The organism is Longimicrobiaceae bacterium, from assembly GCA_035696245.1.
Classification (GTDB): Bacteria; Gemmatimonadota; Gemmatimonadetes; order Longimicrobiales; family Longimicrobiaceae; genus DASRQW01.
Window position 1 is genome coordinate 1 of record DASRQW010000123.1, and the last position, 2,876, is coordinate 2,876.

The window sequence follows — 2,876 nt, forward strand, 5'->3', positions numbered from 1 at the left end:
CTCGACGGTTCTTGGCCCACGACATTCACGCCCTCCTCGGTCTGCTGGAATGAAACAGCCCTGCGCTTGCGGGGGAGGGCAGGCGAGTTTTACGAGCCGGGTGAGGGCCAGCCTACGACCGCGCCAGCCCCCCGGCACTTGGGCGACCCCTAGCCGCAGATGCCCCTCACGCGAACTCCACCACCGTAACCCCGGTCCCCCCCTCGAACAGCTCGCCAGGCCGGATCACCGTCACCCGCCGGTCGTGCTTCAGCAGCTCCTGCACGCGCTCGCGAAGCACGCCCAGCCCCTTGCCGTGGATGATGCGGAAGCTGGGGAGGTTGCTGAGGATGGCGTCGTCCAGCGCGCGCCCCAGCTTGCTCTCGATCTCGTCCACGCGCATCCCGCGCAGGTCCACCTCGGGGTGCGCATCCACGTCGTGCACGAAGTAGCCGCCGGCGGGCGCGGACGCACGCTGCTTCACCTCCGCCGCCTGGTCGCCCGCGGGCAGCGGGACCAGGTCCTCGCGCGGAAGGAGGACGCGCATCGACCCGGCCTCGACCATCGCCTTGCCGTCGCGCATCTCCAGCACGGTGCCGTTGCGGCCCAGCGACTGGATCTTCACCCGCACGCCCACGTCCAGCGGCACCTCGTTCCGCCGCTGCGGCGCGGAGCCGTTGCGGTTCCGGCCGCGCTCGGCGGGCGTCTTCTCCTTCTGGCGGAGCGCGGCTTCCTCCACGCGGCGGCGGGCGGCGCGGGCGGCCTCGTCGAGCTGCGCGGCGTCGGCCACGCCGCGGACCTCGCGGATGGCGGCCTCCACCTCCTCGCGCGACTTGAGCAGCAGGTCGCGCGCCTGCTGGCGGGCCCGGCGCTCCGCGTCCTTCTCCCGGTGGCGCAGGTCCGCCTCGCCCTGCTCCAGCCGCTCGCGCAGCGCCACCGTCTCGGCCAGCTGCCGCTCCAGGGCCGCCGTCTCGTCCGTCAGCCGCTGCTCCTTCGCCTCCAGGTCCAGCAGCAGCCGGGCCACGTCGCGCTCGCCCTGCGGCAGCGCCGCCTCCGCCGTCTCCAGCACGTTCGCGGGCAGGCCCAGCCGCTTCGCGATCGCCAGGCCGTACGAGCGGCCGGGGAGGCCTTTCACCAGGCGGTAGCTGGGCTGCAGCCGCTCCGCGTCGAACTGGAGCGAAGCGTTCACGATCCCGCGCTCCTCCGTCGCCAGCAGCTTGAGCTGCCCCAGGTGCGTGGTCGCCACGGTGAAGCACGAGCGCCGCGTAAACTCCAGCAGCACCGCGCGGGCGAGCGCGCCGCCCTCCACCGGGTCCGTCCCGCTGCCGATCTCGTCGGTGAGCACCAGCGACTCCCAGTCCGCACCGGCCAGCGCCTCGCCCAGGTTCTTGAGGTGCGCCGAGAAGGTGGAGAGCGACGCCTCAATGCTCTGCTCGTCGCCGATGTCCGCAAAGACCTCGCGGAACACGGGAAGCTTGCTCCCCACGCTCACCGGCGGGACGATGCCGCTCTGGGCGAGCAGGGAGATGAGGCCCATCGCCTTGAGCAGCACCGTCTTGCCGCCGGTGTTGGGGCCGGAGATGAGCAGCGTGCGCTCCCCCGCGTCCATCCGCAGGTCGAACGGCACCACCGTGCCCGACCGCGCCTGGAGGATGGGATGGAAGCCGCGCACCACCTGGTATTCCTCCGTCCCTGCGGGCAGCAGCTCCGGCCGGTGCCCGTCCGCGCGGATGGCGTAGCGGGCCCGGGCGTAGAGCGAGTCGAGAGCCACCAGCGCTTCGAGAGATGCCACGAGGTCCGGCTGCATGGGCCGCAGCCGCGCCGTGAGCTCGCGGAGGATGCGCAGCACCTCGCGGCTCTCGCGCGCCTCCAGCTCACGTAGGCGGTTCATCATCTCGATGGCGACCGGCGGCTCCACGAACAGGGTGGCGCCCGTGCCGGACTCGTCGTGCACGATGCCGCCCACCTCGCCCCGGCCCTCGCGGCGCACGGGGATCACGTAGCGGCCGTCGCGCACCGTCACGCTCGCGTCCGGCACCTGGAAGTGCTGCGGTAGCGTCGCCACGTAGCTGGCGAGGCGCTCCACCAGCCGTCCGCGCGTGCTCTTGATCTCGCGTCGCACGCGGTACAGCTCCGGCGAGGCTTCGTCGCGCACCGTGCCCGTCTCGTCGAGCGTGCGGTCGATCTCCGCCTCCTCCTTCTCCTGGCTCACCATGCCCTGCGTGAGCATCGCCAGGAACGGGTACGTGCCCGCCGCCGGCTGCACCGCGCGCCGCGTGGTCCGCGCCGACGTGAGCAGCGTCCCGATGCCGCGCAGGGTCGGCCCCTCCAGCACCGAGCCCTCGATGCGCAGCTTCGCCAGCGCCGTGCGCACGTCGGGCACGGCGGGGATGGCCCAGCCCTCGTCCCGGCCCAGGAAGCCGCGCATCTCGTCCACGCGCGCAAGCTCCGGCCCGATCCAGCCCAGGTCGGCGGACGGCGTGAGCGCGCGCACCGCGTCGGCCCCCAGCGGCGAAGACGCGTAGCGGGCGACGATGTCCAGCGCCTCGCGGTACTCCAGGACGTTCAGTGCGTGGGGATTCATCCGGCTCGTTCGTTGGTGCTTCCCATCCGTGTCGATGCGTCGGCTGCGGAATCTAGCGTCCCCGCGCCGCCGCGGCACCGCTGCATACCCGGTTCCATCCCCCGTGTTCTGCGACCCGTTGCGGCAGATGGAGTTACGTCCACGGCCGCGGTGAGCGGGCAGGAATCGGGAGATGCGCATCCCCAGCCACGCCCTAGAAGTCTGTTGAAAAACGCTGCGCCTCAGGGTGTGAAGCGGTAGATTGAGGGAGCGAATCTACTGGTGAACTCCTCTTCTGCGTAGAGCGATGCTCGGGCGAAACGACACTCCGCTG

The 2,876-nt window shown here is 71.9% G+C and carries 1 protein-coding gene; it reads right to left on the minus strand.

Features of this window, described 5'->3' with window-relative positions:
- Positions 1-166 precede the first annotated feature (166 nt).
- Complete coding sequence (locus tag VFE05_05610) at positions 167-2,563, minus strand: endonuclease MutS2 (protein HET6229538.1); 2,397 nt, start codon at positions 2,561-2,563, stop codon at positions 167-169.
- Positions 2,564-2,876: the final 313 nt, after the last annotated feature.